22 protein-coding genes are annotated in these 26243 nt (G+C 44.1%); 7 read left to right on the top strand and 15 right to left on the bottom strand.

Going from position 1 to position 26243, the window contains the following annotated elements; genetic code table 11:
• Nucleotides 1-859 precede the first annotated feature (859 nt).
• The gene (locus tag DN752_RS13085; RefSeq protein ID WP_245949211.1) at nt 860-1414 is read right to left on the bottom strand and encodes a 2'-5' RNA ligase family protein; all 555 of its coding nucleotides are present in this window, start codon (nt 1412-1414) and stop codon (nt 860-862) included.
• A gap of 205 nt (nt 1415-1619) precedes the next feature.
• Here DN752_RS13085 and DN752_RS13080 point away from each other — a divergent pair, with 205 nt between their 5' ends.
• On the top strand, nt 1620-2534 hold the full coding sequence (locus tag DN752_RS13080) for a universal stress protein (protein ID WP_112784360.1): 915 nt from the start codon (nt 1620-1622) through the stop codon (nt 2532-2534).
• Nucleotides 2535-2610: 76 nt separating this feature from the next.
• Here the strand turns inward: DN752_RS13080 and DN752_RS13075 are convergent, their stop codons facing one another.
• The 9 genes from DN752_RS13075 to DN752_RS13035 all read right to left on the bottom strand — a co-directional run bounded on the left by DN752_RS13075 (nt 2611) and on the right by DN752_RS13035 (nt 12911).
• Entirely contained in the window at nt 2611-4134 is a 1524-nt protein-coding gene (locus DN752_RS13075; protein WP_112784359.1) for a GH3 auxin-responsive promoter family protein, read from the bottom strand.
• A gap of 4 nt (nt 4135-4138) precedes the next feature.
• Entirely contained in the window at nt 4139-4870 is a 732-nt protein-coding gene (lptB, locus tag DN752_RS13070) for an LPS export ABC transporter ATP-binding protein (RefSeq protein ID WP_112784358.1), read from the bottom strand.
• Between the two features lie 2 nt (nt 4871-4872).
• Nucleotides 4873-6642: a single-stranded-DNA-specific exonuclease RecJ gene (locus DN752_RS13065; protein WP_112784357.1), complete on the bottom strand. Its 1770-nt coding sequence runs from the start codon at nt 6640-6642 to the stop codon at nt 4873-4875.
• Between the two features lie 434 nt (nt 6643-7076).
• On the bottom strand, nt 7077-7700 hold the full coding sequence (locus DN752_RS13060) for an SPOR domain-containing protein (RefSeq protein ID WP_112784356.1): 624 nt from the start codon (nt 7698-7700) through the stop codon (nt 7077-7079).
• A 145-nt stretch (nt 7701-7845) separates the two neighbouring features.
• Nucleotides 7846-9246, bottom strand: a complete 1401-nt coding sequence (gene fumC, locus DN752_RS13055; protein ID WP_112784355.1) for a class II fumarate hydratase — start codon at nt 9244-9246, stop codon at nt 7846-7848.
• 304 nt (nt 9247-9550) lie between these two features.
• A complete protein-coding gene (locus DN752_RS13050) occupies nt 9551-10042 on the bottom strand; it encodes a hypothetical protein (protein WP_211324052.1) in 492 nt (163 codons plus the stop codon).
• A gap of 23 nt (nt 10043-10065) precedes the next feature.
• A complete protein-coding gene (locus DN752_RS13045; protein ID WP_112786539.1) occupies nt 10066-10449 on the bottom strand; it encodes a RidA family protein in 384 nt (127 codons plus the stop codon).
• Nucleotides 10450-10536: 87 nt separating this feature from the next.
• Complete coding sequence (locus DN752_RS13040) at nt 10537-12267, bottom strand: M14 family metallopeptidase (RefSeq protein WP_112784354.1); 1731 nt, start codon at nt 12265-12267, stop codon at nt 10537-10539.
• Between the two features lie 134 nt (nt 12268-12401).
• Nucleotides 12402-12911 carry a regulatory protein RecX gene (locus DN752_RS13035; protein WP_112786538.1) on the bottom strand — a complete coding sequence of 170 codons (510 nt, stop codon included), beginning with the start codon at nt 12909-12911 and terminating at the stop codon, nt 12402-12404.
• 96 nt (nt 12912-13007) lie between these two features.
• Between DN752_RS13035 and tpiA the strand changes: the two genes are divergently transcribed.
• The 5 genes from tpiA (at nt 13008) to DN752_RS13010 (ending at nt 17131) form a co-directional block, all read left to right on the top strand.
• The gene (tpiA, locus tag DN752_RS13030) at nt 13008-13769 is read left to right on the top strand and encodes a triose-phosphate isomerase (protein WP_112784353.1); all 762 of its coding nucleotides are present in this window, start codon (nt 13008-13010) and stop codon (nt 13767-13769) included.
• A gap of 70 nt (nt 13770-13839) precedes the next feature.
• On the top strand, nt 13840-14670 hold the full coding sequence (gene prmA / locus DN752_RS13025; protein WP_112784352.1) for a 50S ribosomal protein L11 methyltransferase: 831 nt from the start codon (nt 13840-13842) through the stop codon (nt 14668-14670).
• A gap of 221 nt (nt 14671-14891) precedes the next feature.
• Entirely contained in the window at nt 14892-15779 is an 888-nt protein-coding gene (locus tag DN752_RS13020; RefSeq protein ID WP_112784351.1) for a patatin-like phospholipase family protein, read from the top strand.
• The gene (locus DN752_RS13015; RefSeq protein ID WP_112784350.1) at nt 15776-16396 is read left to right on the top strand and encodes a class I SAM-dependent methyltransferase; all 621 of its coding nucleotides are present in this window, start codon (nt 15776-15778) and stop codon (nt 16394-16396) included. The genes DN752_RS13020 and DN752_RS13015 overlap by 4 nt, the downstream gene beginning before the upstream one ends.
• 123 nt (nt 16397-16519) lie before the next feature.
• Nucleotides 16520-17131 (top strand): trimeric intracellular cation channel family protein, encoded by a 612-nt coding sequence (locus DN752_RS13010; RefSeq protein WP_112784349.1) that lies wholly within the window; start codon nt 16520-16522, stop codon nt 17129-17131.
• A gap of 1549 nt (nt 17132-18680) precedes the next feature.
• Here DN752_RS13010 and DN752_RS13005 read toward each other — a convergent pair.
• From DN752_RS13005 to DN752_RS12980, 5 genes are all read right to left on the bottom strand, one after another.
• The gene (locus DN752_RS13005; protein WP_112784348.1) at nt 18681-19508 is read right to left on the bottom strand and encodes a TPM domain-containing protein; all 828 of its coding nucleotides are present in this window, start codon (nt 19506-19508) and stop codon (nt 18681-18683) included.
• Nucleotides 19489-19923, bottom strand: a complete 435-nt coding sequence (locus DN752_RS13000) for a TPM domain-containing protein (RefSeq protein ID WP_112784347.1) — start codon at nt 19921-19923, stop codon at nt 19489-19491. The genes DN752_RS13005 and DN752_RS13000 overlap by 20 nt, the downstream gene beginning before the upstream one ends.
• Nucleotides 19924-19977: 54 nt before the next feature.
• A complete protein-coding gene (locus DN752_RS12995) occupies nt 19978-20568 on the bottom strand; it encodes a LemA family protein (RefSeq protein WP_112784346.1) in 591 nt (196 codons plus the stop codon).
• 208 nt (nt 20569-20776) lie between these two features.
• Complete coding sequence (locus DN752_RS12985) at nt 20777-24061, bottom strand: PAS domain-containing sensor histidine kinase (RefSeq protein ID WP_112784344.1); 3285 nt, start codon at nt 24059-24061, stop codon at nt 20777-20779.
• Nucleotides 24062-24177: 116 nt separating this feature from the next.
• A complete protein-coding gene (locus DN752_RS12980) occupies nt 24178-25428 on the bottom strand; it encodes an aspartyl protease family protein (RefSeq protein WP_112784343.1) in 1251 nt (416 codons plus the stop codon).
• A gap of 233 nt (nt 25429-25661) precedes the next feature.
• Here DN752_RS12980 and DN752_RS12975 point away from each other — a divergent pair, with 233 nt between their 5' ends.
• Entirely contained in the window at nt 25662-26132 is a 471-nt protein-coding gene (locus DN752_RS12975) for a Fur family transcriptional regulator (RefSeq protein ID WP_112784342.1), read from the top strand.
• Nucleotides 26133-26243 lie beyond the last annotated feature (111 nt).

The raw sequence follows: 26243 nt of genomic DNA, 5'->3' as shown, positions 1-26243 counted from the left end.
AACCGTAGCGGTGCTACGCTAATGCCTCCAAACTAACTGATTTTCTTGCACTTTCAGCTCTCACTACGATTCCCAACGCATAATCCGGGTTAAACCCAGAATCAATGCCGTTTAGTTAAGAAGATTTTCCAATACGGATCGTCCATTGAGAGAGTTATGATTTTAATCCATGGCCTTTTAAAATACGTACAAAATGGATCCGCCTTGCAGGTATTGGGCGTTAAGAAATTAAAAAGCGGGTGGGCAAGAAGGCAGGCTTGTTTGACGAAATACTAGCCAAAAAGAATGTTGGCTGCTAGAAAAGGAGGAGTTTGCCTGCATGAGGGAAGGTTTTAATTTTAGGCCAATAGATGCACAGCGGCGGGGTTTTTTGGTTACTTTTTTGACCTGAAGCAAAAAAGTGACAAAGGTAAAGAGATGAAAACCATCTTGGAATTTAGCAGAAAAACAATAGAACCAATATTTCCAGGTACATACTAACTAAACGGCATTAAACCCGGAATAGCCATTAGTCTATCTATTGCGACCTGAAATTGCTTTTCCCTATTGATTATTGGAATAAAACGCTATTGGTGTGTATTGGGTATTAGCGTGAACCTATAAGCGCTAGGAAGGTGACTGCTGCTAAATCAATGAAATCATTTTTGATGTAGACCATGGCCGTCGCCCTTGGCAAAGGATGTTACGCCCTTTCAGGGCTTTTATATTATTTGGCTATTCCAATTTAAGGAAAAGGCCAGCGCAAATCATAATCATCTGCGCCACCTATCTCGCCGAGGTAAATCAGCGTACTATCCGAACAACCCCAATTTTCCCATTTGTCCCTACTAGGAATAGGCCCTCCAGCCCCTTTTGCCTTTTATCCAAGGTCTATCTTCTCATCCAAATCAATCATCTCCAGTACTTGCCATCGATAGTTCACTTTCTTGAGCAAGGCCACTTGCCGTACCTCCATCTTTCCGTAAAAACCCCTTTCCTTTAACATCGCCCAACACTCGTCAAAGAAATGCTTTTTCAGGTCACTGTATACTAACGTAACATGAGGAGTAAAGGCTTTGTCACTTAGTTCTTCGTTCAGCTTTAACTCCCTTCTACAATAGTGACGAAATGCCTCTTGGGTCTCTATCAGTTCATTCCCACCATGGACACGGGCATACATGATGCGCCTTCCAAATCGCCCAATCCCCTTGAACTCAACAGGAAAAGGAGATCTTTCTTTAAAAAAATCTTCCAACAGCCCAACAAGCTTACCTTCCTTATGCTCATTCCACACAAATGGCATCTTTAGCGTCACATGGGCCGGGGACTTAAGCGCATGCTTGGCATTATACTTATCCCGCACACCTTCCTTTATTTCCTGCGCCTGTGCTTGAACTTCCTCTGGTGGAACTATCGCCACAAAATATTTCTGCATTGACCTTGGCATGCCCCAAAGATGAGTAAATTCCCCGGGAAAAAACAAGCTCTAATCTAAAAGTCAAGTCCTAGTTCCAATCAACAGAGGATGAACAGTACTGGCCACCTTCATCAATTCAGCTCTCATCGGACACAATTCTCCTGCTTTCTCTTTCTTAGCTCCTCCGTATCTATTAAATTGTTACAAATTCTTTAACCAAGCTATGGCACAGAACAATACAGCATTAGTCGGACTAGACCTTACCAAAATGGACCAAGTGATCTTGGACAATATGAAAAAGGTCGTCGAACTTTTAAATCTCAACAAACTCTATTTCATCCATGTGGCAGCTAACCTTGCCCTACCGGACGATATAGCCAGCACTTACCCCAATTTGATGGCGCCAGTAGATGAAAGTATCGAAAAGGAGATTGAAAAGAAAATAGCCTCCCTTGGACTACCCTCCGGGATCGAAATAGAAGTCAATGCCGAAGAAGGTGACCCTATGGACAGTCTCCTGAGGTGGTCTAAGATCAAGCATGTGGATTTTATCATCATGGGCAGAAAGACAGAGCTCCAAGGCAGTGGCAGGCTGCCCAAGCGTATTGCCCAAAAAGCTCCCGCATCGGTATTCTTCGTCACCGAAGACATGGTAACCAAGCCTCTTAAGAAACTCTTGGTGCCTATTGATTTTTCTGAACATACCGAAGTGGTATTGGATAAAGTGGAAGAGTTCATCAAAGAGAAAAAAGATGCTGAAATCAGGTACATCCACCTGTATGATGTCCCTATTGGCTATCATAAAACAGGCAAATCCTACGAGGATTTTGCAAAGATCATGAAGGATAACGCCGTCAAGGAATTTAACAACATGGTCCAAAAGCACAAAATCGAAGAGCACCCGTGTGATTTTGTACTCAACAAAGACTCCATCAAAGCGGATGACATTCTCAAAGATGCCATTGATAAAAATATTGACCTCGTGGTGATCGGGAGTCGGGGAAGAAGCAGCTCGGCAGCCCTTCTATTGGGCAGTGTCGCAGAAAGACTCGTAGAAATCAACTACAAAGTCCCCATGCTGGTGATCAAACGGAAAGGCGAAAACATGAGCTTTCTACAAGCTTTGCTGAACATCTGATCTGCTAGCCTGTACATTTACACATCACCATTCATGCCATGGCCCAAAACCATGGCATGAATGTATCAGGACAAAACTATTTCATCAACTCCAAAATAGTATCAATATATTCCCGATTATTGGCCAATCGGGGCACTTTGTTTTGTCCTCCCAATTTACCTCTGGATTTCATCCACTTTTCGAATATCCCCTCTTCCGTGACAAAATGAATTTTCGGCCTATCCAGTGCCATGTCCTTGTACCTTTTGGCGTCATAATCAGAATTGATCTCACGAAGCGCCGCATCCAGTTTTTCACTGAATACGGCCTCGTCATTTGGAGCTTTGCTGAATTCTATGATCCATTCATGCGCCCCCTTACCGTCCGATCCTTCAAAATAAATTGGTGCTGCAGTAAAATTCACCACTATCGCCCCAGTAGCGTCAGCAGCTATTTCTATGGCTTTCTCTGCATTTTCCACGATCACCTCCTCGCCAAAAGCATTGATAAAGTGTTTCGTTCGTCCAGATATACGGATACGGTAGGGCCGTATGGAAGTAAACTTCACCGTATCGCCGATCTTGTAGCGCCACAGCCCTCCATTTGTGCTTATGATAAGTGCATAGTTTTTACCTATTTCCACCTCCTCTAGCGGAAGTACTTTAGGATCGTCGCGGTCCCACTCATCCATTGGGATAAATTCATAGTAAATCCCATAATCAAGCATCAGTAACAGTTCGTCTGAATTCTTCTGGTCCTGAATACCAAAAAAACCTTCAGAAGCATTGTATGTTTCCATATAGCGCATGGACTCAGAAGGAATCAATTCACTGAAGAGCTTTCGATAAGGGCCAAAAGCTACCGCTCCGTGAAAAAACACTTCTAAGTTTGGCCACACCTCCAGGATATTGCTCGAATTGGTCAATTCCATAATCCGTTGCAAAAGCACAATGGTCCACGTGGGGACTCCCGAAATACTGAGTACGTTTTCCTCCATGGTCTCCTTGGCCATCTTCTCTATCTTTTCCTCCCACTCGCTCATCAGTGCCGTCTCCAGACTCGGGGTCCTGGCCAGCTGTGCCCACACGGGCAAATTGCGCATGATCACGGCAGAAATATCCCCGTATTGGCTGTTTTTATTGATGTCGAGCGCATTGACTTCACTGCTACCGCCGATCGCCAAACTTTTACCTGTAAAGAGCTTGCTGTCAGGATAATTATTGACATAGAGGGAAAGCATATCTTTGCCGCCCTTAAAATGACAATCTTCCAATGATTCTTGGGAAACAGGGATAAATTTGCTCCGGCTACCAGTGGTTCCGGAGGATTTTGAAAACCAGCTGATCTCTGATGGCCATATGACGTTTTGCTCTCCCTTCATCGTCTGTTCGATATAAGGCTGCATCTCCTCATAATTATGGATGGGCACGTTACGATCAAAATCCTTAGGTGATCGGATATCCGAAAAGCCATACTTTTTTCCAAATTGGGTACTCTTGGCCGATTTGATCAAGTCAAAAAAAATGCCCTGCTGTACTTCTATTGGATTCTTCTTAAAGTTATCTATCTGGCCTATGCGGATCTTAAAGATCCAAGTCATAAAAGTATTTAGTACGTCCATAAAATTAAATCTTACGTTTCAACTCAAAGTGCTTGCCGAGGTACACTTTCCGGACCTGCTCATCTGCGGCGAGCTCTTCTGCCGTACCTGCCTTGAGCAATTTCCCCTCAAACATCAAGTATGCACGATCGGTAATCGAAAGGGTTTCGTTGACATTGTGATCTGTAATCAAAATGCCAATATTTTTATTCTTTAGTTTAGCAACAATTGTCTGGATCTCTTCCACGGCAATGGGATCCACACCTGCAAAAGGCTCATCCAGTAAGACGAACTTAGGATCCACGGCCAACGCACGGGCTATTTCGGTCCTCCGCCTTTCACCACCTGAAAGCACCATGCCCAAGTTCTTACGGACATGTGTCAGACTAAACTCCTCCAAAAGCTCCTCCATTTTTTCTTTTTGGGCGTCTTTGGGAAGATCAGTCATCTCCAATACTGCCATGATATTTTCTTCCACAGAGAGCTTTCTGAACACAGAAGCCTCCTGCGCCAAGTAGCCAATTCCGCGCTTGGCCCTGCGGTACATGGGAAGTGGAGTGATCTCTTCCTTATCCAAGAAGACCTTGCCACTGTTGGGCTTGATAAGTCCCACTATCATATAAAAAGAGGTGGTTTTCCCCGCTCCGTTAGGCCCAAGAAGGCCTACAATTTCCCCCTGCTCCACCTCTACAGAAATGTTGTTCACCACTTTTCGACCCTTGTATATCTTGATCAGGTTCTCTCCTCTTAGTATCATGGTCAATCAAATTTGATATCTTTTACATACAACTGTAAACTGCTGGTATTTCTGAAGGTATTTTCCCTTACTTCAAAGGCGATATTAAAACGCATTTTGCTGCGCAACATTTCATAATATGTCGCAAATCCAAAAGCAATACAAACGGGTCTGGTCACCTGGCCATCTTGCACAATCTCAAACTTCAGGTGTTTATCCTTCAGCACTTTGATATTTTGTGCATATACCTGATTGGCACAGAATATCGGCTCTGTATTTCCAGGCCCAAAAGGTGCCATCTGCTGCAATATATTATAAAATTTGTAATTGATCTGGTCCAGCTCCAGGCCATCGTCCACTTCCAGCACTGGCTTGGTATGAATATCGGCAATACGGCGGCTTACCACCTCCTCAAAACGCTCTTGAAAAGCAGGGACATTGTCCAGCTCCATGGTCAGTCCAGCAGCATATTTATGGCCTCCAAATTGTTCCAACAAATCACTGCACTCACTAATGGCCTCATAAATATCAAAATCATAAACAGAACGGGCGCTTCCTGTTGCCTTGTTATTGGACTCGGTCAATATGATCGTGGGCCGGTAAAACTGCTCGATACACCGTGAAGCGACTATTCCGATCACTCCCTTGTGCCAATCTTCCTTGTACAGGACAGTGCTCTTAAGCGGCTTGGTCTGCTCACGGTCTTCGATCATCTGTATCGCCTCCTTGGTAATATTTTCATCAAAGTTCTTTCGGGCGGAATTGACATCTTCTACCACCTCTGCACGGCGAAGGGCATCATGGATATCTGAAGATATCAATAGCTCCACAGAGGCTTTGGCGTGCTCCAGTCTTCCGGAGGCATTGATCCGTGGGCCGATACGGAATACAATATCGGAGATTTCAATATCCTTGTCGGATTTTAGTTGTAGCATCTCCCGCTGGAGCAGCTGACGGTTTTCCTGCAGCTCCTTCAAACTCCGCTGCCCTTTTCCTGCCAATATCAGCGCCATTAAACCTGGCCTTGGGTTGCTGTTCAGTCGCGCTAGTCCATAATGTGCCAAAATCCTATTCTCTCCCGTAATCGGTACGATATCCGCTGCTATGCTCACCGCTACTAGGTCCAAAAGACCAAAAAGATGACTCGCATTTTTACCTGTCCGCTCGGTAAATGCCTGAATAAGTTTAAAACCTACCCCACAACCACTCAGTTCCTTGTACGGATAATCACAATCTTGGCGTTTGGGATCGAGCACCGCAAGGGCATTCGGTAGCTCCTGTCCCGGAGTATGGTGATCACAGACAATAAAATCTACCCCAAGACTATTGGCCAACGCCACTTTTTCTATCGCCTTTATGCCACAATCCAGAGAAACGATCAACTTAAAATCATTCTCTGCAGCAAATCGAACCCCTCTTTCCGAAACCCCATAGCCTTCTTGGTAACGATCGGGAATATAAAAATCCACCTGAGGATAAATGGCCTTCAGAAACCCATAGAACAAGGCCACCGAAGTGGTACCGTCCACATCATAGTCTCCATACACAAGGATCTTCTCCTCTTGCTCTATCGCTTCCACCAATCGTCCTACAGCCTTGTCCATGTCCTTCATCAAGAAGGGTGAATGGATCTTATCCAGGTCAGGCCGGAAGAAGTCCTTCGCCTCCTGAAAATTGCCCACCCCCCTATTGGCCAATAAATTGGCCAACGTCGGGTTTACATTTATTTCACTACTGAGCGATTGTACGATTGATTGATCTGCCTTGCTTTTTATTTCCCACCTAAACTCCATACCTCCTAAATTACTAAACTAAAGTGCTTCTTTATTAAAAAAATTGGCAATTATTTCCGCTGCTTTCACCACACCTTGGTTAAGTCCCTGCTGCATAAGGGCATCCAACTACCCACCATCAAAAGATCACTTCATAACGAGTGGGTTATAGATGGTATTAAAGCCGAAATCAATGCCGTTTAGTTAAGAATCTTCTCCTATTTATGCGCAAAGAGTCCTTTTTTAGTTTGACTTTTTGCCGGGGAAAGTTGGTCATCTTGGTGGGGTGCAGGAGCGGGGGCTTATCCCGATAGCGGGATAAGTGCAATAGATGCACAGCGACGGGGTTTCCGTCACAGGCGGACAGGTTTGGGTTACTGTTTTTACCTATAGCAAAAAAATAACAAGGGTAAAGGAGTAAAAACCACTTAGGAATCTAGTGGGAACAATAGAAATCAATCGACCACTTGGCCCAAGACATCCTTTAGGGGTACCCGCTGCCCATCCTTGTAAGGCACTATCCAAGCAGTACGAATGCCTAATTTTCTCATGAGTTTCTTGAAGGTGTCTGCCTCTTCATAATCGCGGTAGTAACCGACCACCATTCGTTTTAGATCACCCTTATGCTCCACTTCCAAGCTAAATCCAGAAGGAATCTCTTTTTCGTATTCCTTCTCTGTAAGTGCACCTATTTGCACTCTGAAAACCACACCCTTACTCCATTCCCCTTCTTCGGAAACTGAGCTGGTAGTGCCTAGTTGTCTAGTGGCTGCATTATCATCCTTGATATGGTCACTCTCTAGCTGTTCATTTTCACCCTGCTTCATCTCAAGGTCCTGGGCTTGCTCTGCCAGCTGCTCGTGAAGGGACTCATTTTCTTTCTCAAGTGTGATGATTGTTGCCTTTTGTTCTTGCTGGTCGTTTTTTAGCTGCCATAATTCTTCCGGGCTCATCTTTCTCAGCTCTTTTTTAAGGGCTTTTTTCTTTTCTTTGGATAGCTGCTGGGCATTTGCACTTACAGCTATACTCAGCAAAAGCACCAAAACTGTAACACATTTCAAAAGGCTCTTCGAAACCATAATTCTTTAATGATTTTCTTTGGTTATAAAAAAAAGGGAAGCATATTTCATGTAAAATACGAAATATACTCCCCTTTTAAAATTTGGATAAAATAAAGTTTATACAATAGTCTTTGGAGAGAGAAATTTCCCCTCCATTTCCATCCTATTTTAGCCCGCCGATCATATTTTCAGGTTTTACCCATTCATCAAATTGCTCACTGGTAAGCAAGTCCAGATCGATCGCTGCTTCTCGTAGGCTAGTGCCTTCTTTATGTGCTTTTTTGGCGATAGCAGCGGCATTTTCATAGCCGATATGTGTATTCAGTGCAGTCACTAACATCAAGGAATTTTCCAGGTGTTTTTTGATAAACGGCCTGTTTGGCTCAATACCAATGACACAATTATCATGAAAAGACACACAGGCATCACCAATAAGCCGTGCAGAAGTAAGCAGGTTATGGATCATCATCGGCTTAAAGACATTCAGCTCAAAATGACCATTGGAGCCCCCTACTGACACTGCGGTATCATTACCAATTACCTGGGCACATACCATCGTCATGGCCTCTGCTTGAGTGGGGTTGACCTTGCCGGGCATGATAGAGGATCCGGGCTCATTTTCAGGTATCAGAATTTCACCAATCCCAGAACGAGGTCCTGAGGACAGCATCCGGATATCATTGGCTATTTTCATCAGGCTTACTGCCAGTTGCTTGAGCGCACCGTGGGTCTCTACGATGGCATCATGGGCCGCCAGTGACTCGAATTTGTTGGGAGCGGTCACAAAAGGCTGACCGGAGAATTCAGCGATTTTCTTGGCCACCAATTCAGCGTAGCCTTTTGGCGTGTTCAGTCCAGTTCCTACTGCCGTACCTCCCAAGGCTAGCTCTGAGAGATGCTCCAGGGTGTTTTTCAAGGCCCTCAACCCATGGTTCAGCTGCGCCACATAGCCCGAAAACTCCTGTCCTAGCGTCAATGGTGTCGCATCCATAAAGTGTGTCCTGCCGATTTTAACGACATCCATAAACTCATCGGACTTGCTTTTTAGCGTATCACGCAATTTTTCTACGCCAGGAATAGTCGTCTCCACCACCATTTTATATGCGGCTATGTGCATGGCCGTCGGGAAGGTATCATTGGAAGACTGGGACTTGTTCACGTCATCATTGGGGTGAATGGATTTCTTCTCGTCCTCTAAGCTTCCTCCTTCGAGCACATGGCCTCTATAAGCAATTACCTCATTGGCGTTCATATTGGACTGGGTGCCTGAGCCGGTCTGCCAAATCACCAAAGGAAACTGATCATCCAGCTTTCCTTCCAGGATATCCTCACACACCTTTGCAATGGTATCGGCTTTTTCTTGTGACAATGCCCCAAGCTCAGCATTGGTCAATGCAGCTGACTTTTTGAGAATGGCAAATGCATGGGTAATCTCCAGTGGCATGCGGTTGCGTTCTCCACCGATCTTGAAGTTATTAATGGATCGTTGGGTCTGCGCTCCCCAGTACTTGTCCGCAGGAACTTCCACGGGGCCCATGGTGTCTTTTTCTATTCTATATTTCATCTGTTTATAATTGATTTTAGTCAAAAATTGGCTTTTGATACTTTCGGCAAAGGACTTGCCAACAGTGCCTCTAAATTACGACCTGAGCCGTAAAAACCATGAGCCTAAGGGGATTTTGTGCCTTAATAAATTTTTATCTCAACTTGGGTCTTCAACGCTCTCCATTCCTTGGAGGCATGGATATAACCGATTATTAAGTTGATTGATATTGGGCCTGCTATCTTTGGTAACCAGAGCGTATTGACCAACTTGGAAGACCCATAGCGCACGCTTATTACTAAATAATTAGCCAACTCACCTAATATCACCTATTCTTTTGCAAGCTGAGCATTTTATGGAAGATTTGCTGGGACTTTTTGACTTTCCTCTTGAAGTGTGACCAAGCAAAAAACACATTCCCCAGTCCCACGGCAAAACTCACGGCAGCAAACATAGGCTCCTCTTGCCCAAACAAAAAAAACATTCCCATGACCAAAGTGACTATTGACCAAAAGACCATAAAAAAGCTGGCTCCAGGAAAAAGTTGATAATCCAAAAAAATAATACAACCAGCCCGGGTAGGCTCTATTTTTCCTTTGATCAAGGGCAAAAAGCTGTCCGCTCTTTTCACCACTTTGGATAGGCGAAAGGAGTCTTCGTTGATTTTTCCATTGAAGAGCTGCTCTTCTTGCTGGCCTACCAAGGTACCAGAAAGATAGTCTACGTCCTTGGTGACACTCTCCAGACGTGCAATGACATCCTCACAGGTCATCGAGGATACCAACACTTCACTATGATGGGGCAAGTACTTGATCATTGATTCCTGCCTCCACAGGTCGCTTAAGCCTTTACGGCGATACAAGAAATTTCTACCTGTACATTCTTAGGCAATCTACTCACTTCCACGGTCTCCCTTGCTGGTGGGTTTGATGGAAAATACTGACCATAAGCTTCGTTTATGGTACCAAAATCATCCATGTCCTTTATAAAAATAGAACATTTTACCACATCTCCAAAACCATACCCCGCTGCTGACAAAATAGCGTCCAAGTTTTTCATCACCGCATGGGTTTCTTCGGTAATGTTTTCATTGATCAATTCCCCTGTATCTGCATCCAAGGCGATTTGTCCTGAGATAAAAAGCGTGTTTCCTGCCTGTACTGCCTGACTATAGGGCCCTATTGGTGCGGGCGCCTCTTTGGAGTAAATAATGTTATTTGCCATTCTTAATTGTTTTAATCCAAAGGTAGGGATTTCCCAGTAATTGTTCCAATACTTAAATTCCTTATAACCCAATGTATTAACGCGGCCTCAATCTACCCTGAAAATCGGATACCGCATGTGCTCCTTTTCTTTCCAAGGAGAATGCTCATACACCCATCTCAATTGGGCAGAACCGTCCTTTGCGAAGTCAGGATCGGCAGCCTTTTTCTTTTCCAGTTCTTCCTTCAACCCTGGATTTTGGGATAGGTATTCCGCTGCCAAATCTTCAAATACATAGGCTGAATACCCTTCTTTGGACTGAAGGATGGTATCGAAATAATTCCAAGCAAAGTAGCTGTCCTCTCCTTGCGGCTCCAGCACTTCCATGATGAAGTCATTGGCGGGCTGGTCCATGGGTACGAGCCAGTCACCGGCGCGGAGGCTTACCTCTTGGGAAGTTTTTCTTACCTGAACATTGGAGTGGAGGTAATGGCCTTCATAGGGTTTTTGTAGGGTTTTGAAGTCTGTGATATAGTACGCCGTGACGCTAATGGTAAAGTCAGCCTTTACCGACTTCATGTGCACTTGATTTCGCCGTAGATTCTCTACTACTTTTAGCCAACCTTGGGGAATGACGTAATAGTTTGGCTTTTTGATAGAGAGCGAAGGGGAATAGGTATCGTAAAAATCCACTGCTGCCTCAAAAGGCTTATTGCGGTCATAAAAAAGCCTTGGCTCACCCGAGACCTCGCTCGCCTTATGGCCTGATTCGTAGCCTAGAAAATCGATTTTCACTGGATTTTCCTTTACAATTTGGTAGTTAAAATTGAAGCTTTCTTGGTTTTTCGCTGCTTCCCGATCTGCTTCCACCGCCGTGACAATCTCCTCCATGTCCCGTTCAAAAACCGTCGTGTAAGACTGGAAGAGTTTGTACATACTTTCTACCCGTTGCCGATAGGTTTTGAGCATATGCGCTTCCGGAACGTAGCTGATGGTGTGGAAAAGTGAAGCGTAACCGCTGGAATACCGCGGTGAATCCTTAAACTGTGACCATCCGTTTTCTGGTACATCGCCCCAGACATTCACATAAGGCGCCAAGGGAGAACCACGCTCTTTCATTTGGCTGAAGAGGCCAGGGGTAAGTTTTTCATACATGTACTTTCCGGCGGCTCCACCCAGCATATTGTGCTGTGTCTCGATGAGCGTCATGACGTGCTGGTAATCTGCGCCATTGCTGGTGTGGGTATCAATGAAGACGTGCGGCTGCAGCCACTGGAAGATTTCCTGAAAGCTCTTGGAGTTTTCGGTGTCTGTCTTGATAAAATCCCTGTTCAGGTCATAGTTACGGGCATTTCCCCGAAAACCATGGGCTTTGGGTCCTTCTTGGTTTACCCGTGTGGTCGAATTTCTATTGAGGTGTCCACCGATATTATAGACGGGAATCAATGCCAGCACCATGTCTTCCTCCCAGTTTTCTTTTCCCTGCAAAATATCCCGTAGGTACATCATGGAAGCATCGATGCCCACAGGCTCACCCGGATGGATGCCATTGTTCACAAAAACCACTAGACGCCCATCAGACCGCCAGCTTTCAGGGTCAAAGCTCCCCTTTTTGTCCAAGATGACCAAGTGCAAGGGCTTGCCGCTGTCCGTTTTGCCCATCTTCTTCAGCTGAACCTCCGAAAAATCTTCGGCCAATTTTTCATAATAAGCCATCACATCGGTATACGCTGGAGTGGCTGTTCCTCCCGAAGACTCAAACAAGGTGGTGTACTGCTGCTGAGCAAAGGCGGTAAAAACAAACCCCGCCAAGGTCAGCACAAGTATAAGTTTTTTCATAACGGTTGATTTATATCATGTCAATATCCCAACAAGGTAGTCAAAGAATGCTTTAGGAGAAAAGACACTTTTATAAGCACCAGACTTTTTTTACACAACTGGGCAAGAGGTTCGTCAAACCCTCCCAATCGCCACTAACCCGCAGAGGCTACCTCCTGCACGGCACTGCTGACCAAATCGTATTCAAAGCCCCTGCTGATTAAAAAACGGTGGATTTTGGCCTTTTTCTTAAAGAGATCACTCTCTTGGGTGGTCGCCCATTTTTTTACGGCAAGCCCCAACAGTTCCTCCCAATACTCATCTGGGTCAATTTCCCGCATCCCCAGTTTAATGCAATTTGCCGACAGTCGGTGCTGCTTTAAACCCTGCTCGATCTTCAGCCGCCCCCACTTTTTAAGGTAAAATTTCCCCCTGACATAGGCTTCTGCAAATCGCTCTTCATTGAGAAAATTCTCCGTAATCATCACCGAAATCAACTCCTCCACCTCATCTTGATACAGCCCATAAGTGTAAAGCTTGTCCCTCACTTCCTGCTGGCTCCGCTCTTGGTAGGCGCAAAATGCCGCAATCTTCACCTTGGCCTGACCAGGGGTAAGGTTTTTTTTCTGAGGCTCTTGAGAATAATCTTTTCTTGGGAAGGACATTTTATGTAATTTTAGCAACGAAACATCTCCAAGGGGGATAAAACCACTCTTGGAGTCTTTTCTCATTCAAATATATCAAACCTAACCTAAATTATCATGCGCAAGAAAATCGTCGCCGGTAACTGGAAAATGAACGGAACGCAGGAAGAAGGCCAAAAACTGACTTCTGAGATTGTCAATATGGTCAAAGACGAAAGGGTCAGTGATGTCACTGTGGTCTTGAATCCTCCTTTTGTCCACGCTTCCAATGTGAAAAAACTGATCGGTGGAGTAGACAACATCTTCCTAGGCGGACAAAACTGCTCTGATAAAGCATCCGGTGCTTACACTGGAGAAACTTCTGCCAGCATCTTGGCGTCTTTTGGAGCTGCATACGTGATCATTGGTCACAGTGAGCGTAGAGAGTATTTTGCGGAGTCCAACGAGCAACTTACAGAGAAGGTAAAACTGGCCTTGGAAAACGGCCTTATTCCAATCTTCTGCTGTGGTGAGCCGCTCGAAATCAGAGAAGCAGGCACCCATGAAGAGTATGTAAAAGATCAATTGACAGAGAGCCTTTTTGGTCTGAGCGAGGCGGATTTTGCCAAAATCGTGGTCGCTTATGAACCGATTTGGGCGATTGGCACAGGTAAAACGGCGTCTTCTGACCAAGCACAGGACATGCATGCCGCGATCAGAGCGCACTTGGCCAGCAAATACGGTCAGGAAATCGCTAACGGTACCAGCATCCTTTACGGAGGCAGCTGTAAGCCGGACAATGCCCAAGAGATTTTCTCCAAACCAGATGTGGATGGCGGATTGATCGGTGGCGCTTCACTAAAATCCAGGGACTTTGTAGACATCATCAAGTCCTTCTAAGATAAATAGAGGCTGTTTTATTAAACAGCCTCTTTCTTCTAGCATTACACCACTAACTTTTCTATAAACGATGGAATACCTCGAGTTTAAAATTTCCTGTTCACAAGAATTTTCGGAAATCCTTATGGCCGAATTAAGTGAGATCGGCTTTGACTCTTTTTTGGAAACTGACAATGGTGTAGATGCTTATATCCAGGAAGACCTTTTTGATCGGGTTACTTTCCAAGAAGTAATTGACCGCTATCAGGAATTGGCCAGCATTTCACTTATCGAAGGCAAAATGCCCAAAGTCAATTGGAACGAAGAGTGGGAAAAACACTATGACCCCATCTCCATTGGCAGCGAGGTCTATGTCAGGGCCTCCTTTCACGCCCCCAGAGAAGACGTCAACTACGATATCCTGATCAATCCCAAGATGTCCTTTGGCACGGGTCACCATGCCACCACCTACCTGATGCTGTCCCATCAGCTGGAAGTACCGCATGAAGGCAAAAGCATGATTGACATTGGCTCCGGAACGGGGATATTGGCCATCATGGCCTACAAACTGGGCGCCACTCACATTGAAGCTTTTGACATTGACAATTGGTGTGTGGAAAATGGTAACGAAAATTTCGCACTCAACGGCATGGAAAATGTCAAAATGGGGCATGGCACCATCCGCGAAGTCAAGCCCAAAGGGCCTTTTGACATCGTCATGGCCAATATCAACAAAAATGTCCTCTTGGATGAAATGGAAGTGTACATGTCCCTGATGAAACCTGACGCCAAACTTTTTCTCAGCGGTTTTTATGCCCATGACATCCCCGACCTCCAATCCCAAGCGGAGTCCCTTGGACTCCAGCTTCTCAGCCAAAAAATAAAGGACAACTGGGCTGCTATTGTTTTTGAGAAAGTCTAGGAGGTGTAACCGGCAGCAAAGTGTCCGGTATTCGGTTCTTCAATAGGCAATGAACAGTATCTCAGACAGCCTGTCCATGTGCCCGCTAGAACCAAAGCCATCTAACTTTCCATCATTAAAACCTTCAAACCTTCCTACTTTTAATAAAAACCTACATCATTTATATCTTGCGGAACGTTTAGTAATTTTGACAGGAATTCTATCGCGTTATCGAAAATACCATGGCAAATAAAACAGTTTCTCTTGTGCTTTCCAGTGGCGGCGCCCGTGGATTGGCACATATTGGGGTCATAGAGGCATTGGAGGAGCATGGTTATAAAATTAATGCGATCGCCGGATGCTCCATGGGAGCGCTGATTGGGGGGATATATGCCCGTGGAAAATTAAATGCCTACAAAGAATGGATCTGTAACCTGGACCGTATCGATGTGTTTTCACTGATGGACTTCACCATTTCTACCCGGGGTTTTATCAAGGGAAATAAAGTTTTTCAGGCGGTGGAAGCATTGGTAGGGGATGAACTGATCGAAAACCTGCCGATTCCCTTTTCCTGCAATGCGGTGAACATTTCTTCCGGTGAGGAAACGACTTTTGCGAGCGGTAGCCTATTTCAGGCCATCAGGGCTTCTGCTGCAATTCCCACGGTCTTCAAGCCCTTTATCATCGGAGAGGAAGAATTTGTGGACGGAGCCTTGCTGAACCCCATTCCGGTTGATTTGGCCAAGGATTTTGAAAGTGATCTACTGATCGCTTCCGATGTCAACGCGCCCGTTGCCTGTCTGGTCCGAGAGCATCAGGCACAAAAGGACGGTAAGCCACTGATCACCGTACCACAATGGGTCACGGAATACCGCACAAAAATGAGCAAATTTTTTCCCCAAGAACGGAAAGAAAAACCGAAGAGCCCCAGTTTTCTGGATTTGATGAACCTCTCCTTTGAGATGATGCAGGATAGGCTATCGGATTATATCCTCCAGGCACACACCATAGATGCCGTGGTGCAGATGTCCAGAAGGCAGTGTGGCACGTTTGAGTTTTACCGGGCCAAGGAAATCATCGAAGTGGGCAAAGACCTTACCCGCGCCACACTAAAACAACTCCATCCATGAACATTGCAGCACTGAATAAATTGCTCGGCAATATTGACATCTACCTGCTGGACCAAATACTGAAGGGGCGATTTACCAAAGACATGCGCATCCTCGATGCCGGCTGCGGAGAAGGACGAAACCTGATCTACTTTCTACACGAGGGCTTCCAGGTATTTGGTGTGGACCAAAATCCGACGGCTATCCAAATGGCAAGGATCTATGCCAAGACCATTGACCGTGAATACGATCCGTTGAGGTTGCAAGTGGCTCCTGTGGAGGATATGTCTTTTCATCAGGGGGCATTTCAAGCGGTGATCAGCTCGGCTGTTTTGCATTTTGCCAGGGATACCGCTCATTTTTATGCGATGCTTGATGAGATGATGCGGGTTTTGGCACCCGGCGGCATGTTGTTCTTGCGGATGACGACAGGCTTTGGGGGCATGGATGCCGCCAGTGAAAAAGTCGGAGATGGTACTTTCCGGTTACTGGACGGGTCTACCCGCTTTTTGCTTACGGAAGAATTGCTGAAAGAAGCCATGAAAAAATACCGGCTAAGGTACCTGGAACCTCCCAAATCCGTGTTAGTCCACGACCTTCGTGCGATGGGCGTCTTGATGATGGAGAAAGGCACATGATGCTTTGTTTTTAAGGGTTGATGGACAAAAATCAAGGCACAGGAATACTTCTCTCTTCAAGGCTATCGACTGTTTTCGTTTTATCGCTAAATAGTTGTTATTTGTACAAATAGTTAAAACACTATGGATCTACAATTTATTTTCGAATTGGTCGGCACCTATTTCTTTGCGGTGTCAGGAGCATTAGCCGTACATGATCGGGAGCATGATGTGTTTGGAGCAGGGTTTACGGGCTTTATTACGGCTATTGGCGGCGGCACCTTACGGGATGTGCTATTGGACAGTTACCCATTGGTGTGGATAGATGATGTAAGCTATCTCTACGCCATTTTTGCGGGTATTCTTACGGCCATCTTATTTTTTAAAATCATGTCCAAGCTCCGAAAAACGCTGTTTTTGTTTGATACTTTGGGGATTGCTTTGTTTTCGGTATTGGGTGCCGAAAAAGCCCTTAGTCTGGGAGTAAGACCAGAAATCGCCGCAATGATGGGCATGTTTTCGGCCGTAATGGGCGGTGTAATCAGGGACATGCTTTGCAATGCCACGCCCATTTTGCTCAAGAAGGAAGTGTATGCCACGGCATGTCTCAGTGGAGCGATACTGGTCATCGTCCTCCAAAACCTAGGCGTAGAGCGTAACGTCAACTTGATCCTCTCTTTTCTATTGGTAGTGACCATCCGATTGATTGCCGTTCGCTTCAAACTGAGCCTGCCGCAGCTGGATTGGAAGAAATGATTAGATGGTTTGGCCCTACTGCAATGCTATTGGTCATTTAAGAAAAGTGGTCTTTGGTCTTTTATGGGGCTTTTTCAGGTGTATTTGAACAACATAGGCACATAAAAAACATAGAGTCTGCTAGTTGAGCTATGTGTTCTAAGCTTCTCCTATGTGGTTAACCATAAACCACCTTTCAAAGCACACCTTCAAGGAGGTAGTATTGAGTTAAAAACTCAATTTTCGGGGTTCCGCAGCACAGCTGTCGGAACAACAGCTGATGTTTTATTGAAGGCCACGAAGGCACCAAGTCGCTAAGCTATTTTTAAATAATGTTGCCGGAGGAGACATCATCCCCACCAAAACCTCCTTTGTGGCAGAAGAATGAACCATAAAGGCACTAAGGCGGAAGGAGTATTGAAACTTGCCCCTACTGTTTCCAATGCTATTTGGTTAAGAAAAGTGGTCTTTTCGAGGTGTATTTGAACAACATAGGCACATAAAAAACATAGAGCTGCTAGCTGAGTTATGTGTTCTAAACTCCTCCTATGTGGTTACCCATAAACCAGCTTTCAAAGCACACCTTCAAGGAGGTAGTATTGAGTTAAAAACTCAATTTTCGGGATTCCGCAGCACAGCTGTCGGAACAACAGCCGATGTTTTATTGAAGGCAGGTTTACCTTGGCGGGACAGGTCATACTGATCTGGCTGATTTGTTTTGAAGGCCACGAAGGCACCAAGTCGCTAAGCGATTTTTAAATAATGGATCAAGCGGAAAAGCTGAGGACTGATGGAACGCTGATGACGCAGATGATTATGATTTGCGCTGATTTTTTGCTTAAATTCGAAGAGACAAGTAGCATAAAAAAGCCCTGAAAGGGCGTAACATCCTTAGCCATGGGCAACGCCCATGGTAAACATTAAAATTAATCTTATTGTTTTAGCAGCAATTACCTTCCTAGCGCTTATAAATTCACGCTAAAACCCAACACACACCAACAGCGCTTTATTCCAAAAATTAATAGGGAATAAATTTCAAGAAAGTGTGTCAAAATTTATTCCCCCGGAAATATTGCTTGATCCTAAATAATGGTGTCGGAGGAGACATCACCCCCCTTTGTGACTTCGAATCTTCGTGGCAGAAGAATGAACCATAAAGGCACTAAGGCGGAAGGAGTATTGAAACTTGCCCCTACTGTTTCCAATGCTATTTGGTTAAGAAAAGTGGTCTTTTCGAGGTGTATTTGAACAACATAGGCACATAAAAAACATAGATTCTGCTAGCTGAGTTATGTGTTCTAAGCTGCTCCTATGTAGTTACCCATAAACCAGCTTTCAAAGCACACCTTCAAGGAGGTAGTATTGAGTTAAAAACTCAATTTTCGGGGTTCCGCAGCACAGCTGTCGGAACAACAGTTTTTTTACATACACCTTTGTGCCTTCGAGACTTTGTGGCAGAAGAATAAGTCACAAAGAGAATTATTCACCTGAAATATTATTTGATCAGGTTAGCACTTCAACAACTACTACATTTAAACTTTGAAACATGTTAACCTTCCCACATCACTTACTACCAGCTACCGCCAGCGCCGCCTCCACCGAAGCTACCACCGCCGAAGCCGCCAAATCCGCCGCCGCCACCGAAGCTCCCTCCTCCACCGGAGAAGTTTCCGAAACCTCCGCCGCCGCGATTGCCTCCGCCCAGCAGGTTCATCAGCATCAATGACGTGAAGAAATCTACTCCACCACCACGGCCTCCCATGTGGTTATCATTGTCATTGCGATTTTTGATGAAGGGTATGATGATAAAGATGACGATGAAAATCAAAATGAAAAATATCGCTCCGCCGCTATTGCCTTTCTTTTCGACGTCTTCGGCATCATATTCTCCACTGGCCAGTTTGATGATCATCGTGGTGGCTTGATCCAAGCCTTCGTAATACGCTTCCCGCTTGAAAGACGGTACGATCACATTGTCCACGATTCTTCTGGCCAGTGCGTCAGGAACAGCTCCCTCGAGCCCATATCCAGTGGCTATAAACACCTTTCGGTCCTTCATGGCTGCTAGGATCAGCAGGCCATTGTCTTTGCCTTCTTGACCTATTCCCCACTTCTCACCAAGCTGAAATGCATAGTCACTGATGTCATATTGACCTACAGAGCCCATCAAGACCACGGTGATCTGGGACGAGGTGCTGTCATTAAATGCCACCAACTTTTGCTCTAGGGCAGCTTGCTCAGAAGAAGAAAGGGTTTGGCTAAAGTCATTGACCAACTTGGGTGGATTGGGACGCTCAGGGAAATCGTCCTGGGCAATGATCACCTGAGCGGTCAGCAAAAATAAAAACAGGAATAGCGCGTATCTTTTAATCAACATATTATCCAAAGGAAATTTCATCAGAGAGTTCGTTTTCGTCGGTATCAGCATCATAGGGGAAGTGTTCTTTCAGGGCTTTTCCTGACATTTCGATGCCAGTGACCAGCCCTTGGGTAAACTTACCCTCCTTAAAGTGCTTCACCATCTCCTCCTTTATACCGTCCCAAAATCCCTTGGGCACGACTGCATTGATACCACCATCACCCAAGACGGCAAATTTGTGGTCTTCAATAGCCAAGTAAAAGAGTACCCCGTTGCGGAGTTTGGTCTTGTGCATTTTGAGCATTGCGAAGACATCGGCAGCCCTGTCCAGCACATCACCTTTACAGTGACTCTCTAGATGGACTTGGATCTCTCCGGATGTCTGTAGCTCAGCAGCTTTGATAGCAGCAACGATCTGTTGCTTTTCTTCCTTGGAAAATAGTTTTTCGGCCATGGCCTAATATTTTTAATAAGAATGCCCGGCATAGGCCGGGCAAAATGAGTCAATTTAAAATTCTATGGTAGGGGCATTTTCAGCTCCTTCGGCAGCTTCGAAGTAGCCTTTCTTCTCAAAGCCATACCAACCTGCAAAGATATTGTTCGGGAATGTCCTTAAATTGGAATTGTAAGCTTGGACGGACTGATTGAAGTTCCTCCTGGCCACAGCGATTCGGTTTTCGGTGCCTTCCAGCTGGGCCTGCAGGTCCAAGAAGTTTTGGTTGGCTTTTAGGTCTGGGTACCTTTCCACAGCTACTAACAACCTGCTGAGGCTCCCCCCAAGTTGATCTTGGGCCTGTTGGAATTGGGCTACTTTCTCAGGAGTAAGCTCATCGGCATTGATATTGATCGAAGTGGCCTTGGCACGTGCGTTGATCACGCCTTCTAAGGTTTCCTTCTCGAAATCGGCATAGCCTTTCACGGTGTTGACCAAGTTAGGGATAAGATCTGCCCTGCGCTGGTATTGGGTTTCCACTTCAGCCCATTTGCCGTTGATGTCCTCTTCGGTCTGTACAAATTGGTTGTAGGTTCCTACCGCCTTCGTATAGACAAAAATACCTACTACCACCAAAATCAAAATTGGAATAATCGCTTTTTTCATGTGTTTATTATTGAATGTTAATCTTCACTACTCGAATTTATATGAAACCAATGGTGAAAACCTTCTTTGGTTTATTCCATTATAATCCTTTGGTTTCAGTTTTTTTGATTGAGATATTCGAATTTAGGTATAATCACGCAAAAGAGGCGAAAGAGTTTAAAAAAATACATTTGGCCACGCTGAATCTACGCTACTTTTAGCTAGGCGCTCAGCTTGACTCTTGTGGCAAAGGAAGGTTGTGGAGAAAGACGATAAAGGTAGTCCCTTTTCCCTCTGTACTTTCCACAACAATTTCCCCATCCAATGAGCGGATTTGCTCTTTTATAAGATAAAGGCCAAGTCCTTTTCCTTCTACATGGTTGTGAAAACGTTGGTATAAACCAAATATCCGATCACCATATTTGTCCAAGTCAATGCCGATACCATTATCAGAGAAGGTGATCTTATTTCTATCACCATCTTTACTTGTACTTATCCATATTTCGGGAAGCCTCTCTGGGTGCTTGTACTTAATGGCATTGGTCATAAAATTGAGCAGAAAATTCTCAAGGTGGCTGTAGACGTAATTGATAGCAGGTGCCTGAAAGTCCCTGTGGATTTTCGCCTTGGCATCCTTTAGCTGACGATGAAGGCTCTTTTCGATGTTGTTCAGAATATTATCAAAATCAATGTGGTCTACCCGGATAATCTTTTTCTTTTTGATGGAAACTACCTCGATCAGGTCCATCAAGGTGGTGTTCAGAATAGCTGTAGAGACCTTAAGACTATCAAATAGCTCCTTGTTCTCTTCTGCTGAAAGATCCTCTTCATTGATCAAGTCCAAAAGAGAAGTGATATTGACAATAGGTGCCCGTAAATTATGTGAGACGATATATGCAAAATGCTGCAGTTCCTCATTGTGGCTGGAAAGATCACGGATAAGCTTCTCGCGTTCTACTTCTGCTTTTTTGTAGGCTGAAATATTCTGGGTAACTAAAAGTGCCCGTGTCACTTCATTATGCTCATTTCGCAGTGGCACACCGATTTTTTTATAACTTTCTTCGTTAAATGCGATCTCATACGTGACTGTCTTTCCCTCAAAGACCTCTTCTAATTTTTCTTTGGCCAATTTTGCCGTACTACTATCATATTTTTGCAAATGGGAAACCCCAATGAGCTCCTTGGGGTTTATTCCCAAGTGCCGGTATTCGCTTCCTTCTGTATAAATGTACTCTAGGTTTTGGTCCAGCACGTCTATGGTGCCTTTGGGGAAGTTCTCGGCGATGCTTTTATAGAGCTGTTGGGAAGCGATCAGTTCTTTTTCATAGCGCATACGCTGGAGTTCTGCTCCTGCCCTATCACTGAGAATGGATACGATATTGATAAGGACATTTTTGTTATGGATCGGCCGAGTATCAGCTAGCACCAAAATACCTACTTTCTTACCGGACTTGTCCTTGATTCCTATCGAGCAATAGCTCAGCAAGCTTTCTTCTTTCAGAAAATCATCCTTGGGAAATAACTCACTTACATGGTCGGGAACAATGATGACATTTTCATTATGGGCTTTTACGGCATGCTCACAAGGTGTGTTTTTCAGTTGATAAGTTAAATTCTCGGCCAATTCACCATTTTTGGAAACTGCGATGCTTTGGATACTGTCTTTTTGCTCTATAAACTCTCCAATCATACATATGGAGAAGCTTAATTTTTGCGATAATAGCTGGACAAGTTGCTGAAAAAACTCTATGTCATTATAGTGGGCAGAAATTGCTGCCACACTGTTCAATACCCGTTGTACAAAATCCTTTTCACTGATATCTTCAAAAGCGGCTTGGTACACATCACCTATTTCGTGTTTACGAACTGTCAGACCAACATAATATTTCCTATTACTCAAAAATGAGATAAATGGCCCTTCATATTGGGCAAAACCATTTTCAACCCCTTGGATCAAGGTAGTATAGACAGGAGATTTTTTATAAAGGTCATGAATGCTTTTCCCGATAAACTTACTTTTATCCGTTGTATTGGTCTTTTGGAAAAGTGTCTTGTTGGCATTTAGGATGGTGCCTTCTGCATTAAACTGAAAGATAACCAATGGGTTATAATCAAAATAGGTCTTTCTTTCTTCATCCTGGTCTTTTCCCTCTGATTTGATCTCCCTGAGCCAAGTCAAATTCACTATATAGCCTATATAAACTTCCTCCCCGCCTGACGTCAATGGGAAATCTGTTGTAAATATCCATTGTACACTTTGGTTAGGAAGCAATATTTGGAGGATGTCACTGCCTAGTTTTTGCTGGTTTTCGGTGTTGTTTTTGCTTTTTGACTGTAATTGTTGGACAATATTGTTGAAATTCCTTATAAAATACTCTTTATCTACACCCAATACGTCCTTTACTTTATCAGCTGCAAACAATGGTTTGAGTAGATAGCCCTTTTTTTGGTATACATAATAAAAGCCAGGCATAAAGTCTGCCAACTCACTCAGTGTGCAGTTTGACTTAATCTCTTCACCGACCTGATATTCCCATTTAGTACCCAGCTTTACCCAACCTAGAAAACCCACTTCACCAGACTGGTGATCTGTATAAGTCCAACAAACATCCCTTACGTGGACGTAATTTTCGTTTTGATGGCGGACACGGTACCATTGCTCTCTCGAATCTGAAACATTGGCATCCTCATCAAGTAAACAACTCAAGGCTTCCCGATCTTCCTCATGAACCATATCGAGCCAAGTCTTGTAATCCAATATTATCGGCGCACTATCGCTATAGCCAAGCATATCCTTAATATCACCAGTGACGACCAATTGGTTTTTGGTTGGCTGATAATGATAAAAGATGGACTTTGGGATATTTTTATCAAATCGCTCGGTTTGCAATATGGAAAATGAGGGCACATCGGAACTTATAGGATGCTTCTTTTCTATCAGCAGGTAATAATTTTCATTTGCAGTGGCTTTCTTTTCTACCAGTGATGTTATCTCATTCTCTATACTTAGAAATCCATTGTCGAGCCCTTGGATAAAGTCAGCGATGATTTCCTGATTTACCTCTGGAAACCAAACACCAAGGGACGTGGTGATGTCTTTGTCCTGTGGCAAATAGGTCGAAGAGTTCCGGAAATGACTAAAAAAACTACCATCATTGATATTATAGACCCACTGATTTTGGACACCACCCTGTTGCACAATAGGTGTGATCAGTACATTGATTAGGGAAGATGAAGTTTCTTTGATTACATTGCCAGTGATCTTCACAGGTACAAATCGTTTCTGATCAATCAGGATAAATGTTACAAGCGACTGCTCTACGGCTAAAAATCGATAAATCTTTTCTAGTTTCGGTGTGGGTAAGGCAAAAAACAGCTTGGATAAATTAGTCTCATTTGGCATTTCAACCAAATTTTTTAGATACCCATCCAAATATAGTCCATCATATTCACCGAAGCTGAACCTCCGAAAGGTAAGCATAGAAGCTCCTATTTCTCTACTATTAGTGTCCATGGTTTATTAAAAAACACACAAGGTTATTTAATTTTGGTTTATTTTACTACAAAAAGTAGTAAATCTGTATGATAATTAGTGGTTTACTGATGTAATATTCTCAAATTATCACCAGATTAAAGCTGTTTTTTCAGAATAATTTCTTTTTCGAGCTCCATCATGATCCCGTTGATATTCCTTCTGATGGTAAAGATAATCTCTCTTCCCGGCTCTGATCGTAGGAGGTCATTGATGCCAGATAGGTCCCAATACTCGATGGGCAATAAGTTAATACTGAGGATTTCATCACCTGGTTTGAAGTTGTTCCTAGAAGCAGGAGACTCCTCCTGGACGCTACTTACATAGTACCGTCTCTCTTCCAAACTAGTCAAGCGTACCTTCAACCCGCTCATATCATATTCAAATGGCTTATGGAATTCCCCACCTTTTTTATACAGCATGCGTTCTCTGGGGTAGTCAATAATTAGCGTCATCCTAGCCAGGATATCCGACCCCAGGCTTCCAAGCCTACCTGACTCTATAATGATCGATGAAAACTCCGTCTCATCTGGATAGGAAGTGATTACTTTCCTAAATTTTAGGTTTCCAAGGGCATACTTTTTTACTCTGCCCGCAAAACCGTAGAGATCCCCGCCCAGTGACCTTCCCAAATCCGTTTCGATATGCTTTGGTGGCAAGGTGATTTCACTGGAGGTTTCCCTGTTTAGCAGAAGTCCATGATTAGCTCCGGTATCGATCAGCAGTTTTCCCTGAATGACCTGTCCTTCTATTTGGTCTACAGTACTCTGAACGTATGGCTTATAGTTATCAAAGCTCAGCGCAATTTTTCTATAGCCAAAAGGCCGCCATTTCAGTCGATCTCTTCTGTAAAAAGTGAGGAAGTCTGTATCATAATTGACTTTGACAGGATTAAACTTAAAAAATTCATACCCAATGATACCATGTATCGGTACGCCGATGACACGCTCCAGTTCCAAAAAATCTTCCTCAAGGACCAAGATAGGTTGTACCCGGCCTTCTACAGGTCCCATATCGAAGTGATTATTTGGAGAAACCAAAGCCGTGAGGACGGTCTTACCATCCGCTCCCATCAAGTTGAGCGTCCGAGTATAGTAGAGCCCTATGGCATCTCCGATACTTTTGCTAAACAGGATGTTTGATTTCACGCCTGTATCCAACAGGAAATTGAGTTCAGGGCCATCATTGATGGATAGCGGTACAATGATCAGGTTGTTATAATTCAGAAAAGGGATATTGACCCGCTTTTGGTCATCTTTCATATAGAACCCTGGCACCTGTCCCCATAGCATAGTGCTTGACAAAATAATGGCTGTGCAAAAAAGAAGAATTGGTTTTGTCAGGGTCATACATAACTAATTTAGCACTATAGGCTTAAAATAAAAACAAGCAGTGATAAACGGTGCCAATTTTTGAAGAAGTTTTTTTGCTTTTCACCCTTATTGAATGCTGATTTTTGCATAAAAAAACCTAAAACTAATTTAGACTGAAAGCAAATTAGCATCTACATGGCTTCCAACATGGCCTTCGTTTGATAAAATCTAAAAAAACCCTCATCTTTATTTTTTACTAAACAACAATTATGGCAGAGAAGTCAATCGTAGATAAGGCAAAGAAGATTTTCGAGAATTTTTTGATGAGGCAAGGGAGCAGAAAAACCCCCGAACGGTTTTCTGTGATCGATGAACTCTATGCCCTTCCGCAGGATGAGCACATCGATGTGGAGGGTCTCTTTTTATTGATGAGAAATAAGGGCTACTCTATCAGCCGTGCCACTATCTACAATACACTTGATCTTCTCGTAGAGTGCGGACTGGCCGTAAAGCACCAGTTTAAGGACAAAGTAGCCTTATATGAGCAGGCACTTACTTATAAGCACCACGACCACCATGTCTGTAATCAATGCCGTAAAATCCGTGAATTTTCAGACGAAAGAATCAACCTCATTAAAGAGGCTATGGGCAAAGAATTTTCTTCGGCCATCACCAGCCATTCATTGGTGCTCTATGGAGATTGCCAAATTCCTGACTGCAAAAACCTCAAGTTAGTCTAAAGGGTTTCACAGGGAGATCATGGGTAGCTTTTTTCTAGCGGACCCTTTCAGTTACGGTACCAATGGTTTTATAATCTCCCAAACATCGCCTGATCACTGCGACCCATCTGA

The sequence above is a fragment of the Echinicola strongylocentroti genome, from assembly GCF_003260975.1.
GTDB classification, from domain to species: domain Bacteria; phylum Bacteroidota; class Bacteroidia; order Cytophagales; family Cyclobacteriaceae; genus Echinicola; species Echinicola strongylocentroti.
This window is presented reverse-complemented; position numbering and strand designations above follow the sequence as displayed.

What these genes read in the sequence shown, in the direction of transcription:
- DN752_RS13085 (WP_245949211.1), bottom strand. Translation starts at nt 1,414, where the DNA reads ATGCAGAAATATTTTGTGGCGATAGTTCCACCAGAGGAAGTTCAAGCA.
- DN752_RS13080 (WP_112784360.1), top strand. Translation starts at nt 1,620, where the DNA reads ATGGCACAGAACAATACAGCATTAGTCGGACTAGACCTTACCAAAATG.
- DN752_RS13075 (WP_112784359.1), bottom strand. Translation starts at nt 4,134, where the DNA reads ATGGACGTACTAAATACTTTTATGACTTGGATCTTTAAGATCCGCATA.
- lptB (WP_112784358.1), bottom strand. Translation starts at nt 4,870, where the DNA reads ATGATACTAAGAGGAGAGAACCTGATCAAGATATACAAGGGTCGAAAA.
- DN752_RS13065 (WP_112784357.1), bottom strand. Translation starts at nt 6,642, where the DNA reads ATGGAGTTTAGGTGGGAAATAAAAAGCAAGGCAGATCAATCAATCGTA.
- DN752_RS13060 (WP_112784356.1), bottom strand. Translation starts at nt 7,700, where the DNA reads ATGGTTTCGAAGAGCCTTTTGAAATGTGTTACAGTTTTGGTGCTTTTG.
- fumC (WP_112784355.1), bottom strand. Translation starts at nt 9,246, where the DNA reads ATGAAATATAGAATAGAAAAAGACACCATGGGCCCCGTGGAAGTTCCT.
- DN752_RS13050 (WP_211324052.1), bottom strand. Translation starts at nt 10,042, where the DNA reads ATGATCAAGTACTTGCCCCATCATAGTGAAGTGTTGGTATCCTCGATG.
- DN752_RS13045 (WP_112786539.1), bottom strand. Translation starts at nt 10,449, where the DNA reads ATGGCAAATAACATTATTTACTCCAAAGAGGCGCCCGCACCAATAGGG.
- DN752_RS13040 (WP_112784354.1), bottom strand. Translation starts at nt 12,267, where the DNA reads ATGAAAAAACTTATACTTGTGCTGACCTTGGCGGGGTTTGTTTTTACC.
- DN752_RS13035 (WP_112786538.1), bottom strand. Translation starts at nt 12,911, where the DNA reads ATGTCCTTCCCAAGAAAAGATTATTCTCAAGAGCCTCAGAAAAAAAAC.
- tpiA (WP_112784353.1), top strand. Translation starts at nt 13,008, where the DNA reads ATGCGCAAGAAAATCGTCGCCGGTAACTGGAAAATGAACGGAACGCAG.
- prmA (WP_112784352.1), top strand. Translation starts at nt 13,840, where the DNA reads ATGGAATACCTCGAGTTTAAAATTTCCTGTTCACAAGAATTTTCGGAA.
- DN752_RS13020 (WP_112784351.1), top strand. Translation starts at nt 14,892, where the DNA reads ATGGCAAATAAAACAGTTTCTCTTGTGCTTTCCAGTGGCGGCGCCCGT.
- DN752_RS13015 (WP_112784350.1), top strand. Translation starts at nt 15,776, where the DNA reads ATGAACATTGCAGCACTGAATAAATTGCTCGGCAATATTGACATCTAC.
- DN752_RS13010 (WP_112784349.1), top strand. Translation starts at nt 16,520, where the DNA reads ATGGATCTACAATTTATTTTCGAATTGGTCGGCACCTATTTCTTTGCG.
- DN752_RS13005 (WP_112784348.1), bottom strand. Translation starts at nt 19,508, where the DNA reads ATGAAATTTCCTTTGGATAATATGTTGATTAAAAGATACGCGCTATTC.
- DN752_RS13000 (WP_112784347.1), bottom strand. Translation starts at nt 19,923, where the DNA reads ATGGCCGAAAAACTATTTTCCAAGGAAGAAAAGCAACAGATCGTTGCT.
- DN752_RS12995 (WP_112784346.1), bottom strand. Translation starts at nt 20,568, where the DNA reads ATGAAAAAAGCGATTATTCCAATTTTGATTTTGGTGGTAGTAGGTATT.
- DN752_RS12985 (WP_112784344.1), bottom strand. Translation starts at nt 24,061, where the DNA reads ATGGACACTAATAGTAGAGAAATAGGAGCTTCTATGCTTACCTTTCGG.
- DN752_RS12980 (WP_112784343.1), bottom strand. Translation starts at nt 25,428, where the DNA reads ATGACCCTGACAAAACCAATTCTTCTTTTTTGCACAGCCATTATTTTG.
- DN752_RS12975 (WP_112784342.1), top strand. Translation starts at nt 25,662, where the DNA reads ATGGCAGAGAAGTCAATCGTAGATAAGGCAAAGAAGATTTTCGAGAAT.